Genomic DNA, 541 nt, shown 5'->3' on the forward strand with positions numbered 1-541 from the left:
CGAGCAGCGTATCGACGTGGCAGAGGCCATGATCCACATCGCCATGGGAAGCCTCATGCTACGCCGAACCGCTCATCCGTGAATTTCCAAAAGGGCTCTAAGGACTCATGCGTCCCCCGCCATTGCGGGGCTGACGGGTATGGCCGTAGATGCCTTGATCCCCGGCGGCCTGTTGCACGTCGCTGGGTCTTTTGCGGCCACTCGGGCCATTCGCCTTACATCCCTCGGTCAACAAGAACGCCTACTAGCCAGAACCTTATCACACCCCATCGACAAGGGAGGTTTGGCCTTAACCACCATGAGGCATCACCACATAATCGCAAGCTGGGCGGACATGTCCTGCTAGCCTCAGGACCCATTGATTTGAGGTGAGAAATCTGATTCAGGCTCTGTGAGGAGACTGAAGATGAGTAATCTGTCTGTATTGGCTGACGGACGAGCGGATGGAGCGTCTTCCGCCTTTCTTTCTCAAGAGCTACGGCTGGCCTCGTGTTGATGACCGTCGCGTGCTGAGCGGCATCATCTTCGTTAACCGAAACGG

General features: G+C 56.6%; 1 pseudogene. It reads left to right on the forward strand.

Going from position 1 to position 541, the window contains the following annotated elements:
- Nucleotides 1-443: 443 nt before the first annotated feature.
- Nucleotides 444-541, forward strand: a pseudogene (locus CFR79_RS15565) (IS5/IS1182 family transposase); the annotation flags it as partial.

The organism is Komagataeibacter saccharivorans, from assembly GCF_003207825.1.
Classification (GTDB): Bacteria; Pseudomonadota; Alphaproteobacteria; order Acetobacterales; family Acetobacteraceae; genus Komagataeibacter; species Komagataeibacter saccharivorans.